The sequence below is a fragment of the Pseudomonas sp. AC463 genome (assembly GCF_979253585.1).
The window spans coordinates 1-276 of sequence record NZ_CEEDDZ010000560.1 but is presented as its reverse complement, the minus strand read 5'-3'; the positions used below and the strand labels follow the sequence as shown (position 1 = coordinate 276).

Here is a 276-nt window from a genome sequence, read left to right as displayed (position 1 = left end):
CGACTGGGCCGCGGAGCCGGTGCGTGACGGGCGCGAGGCGGTGGAGCGTGCGCGCGCCTTTCGCCCCGACCTGATCGTGATGGATATCCAGATGCCGCACGTGACCGGCTACGAACTGATCCTCGCGCTGAAGGCCGATCCGGAGCTTCGCCGCATCCCGATCATGGCGGTCACCGCCTATGCGGGTCGCGACGACGAGGATCGCATCCGCGGCGCCGGCGCGGATGCCTATGTTTCGAAGCCGATCAGTCTCGCGCGGTTCATGGCTTCGGTGAA

1 protein-coding gene is annotated in these 276 nt (G+C 67.8%); it reads left to right on the top strand.

The genetic code is table 11. The annotated features are described in order from the left end of the window. The coding region (locus AC0IYH_RS31415; RefSeq protein WP_471838143.1) for a response regulator at positions 1-276 on the top strand (276 nt) is incomplete at both ends.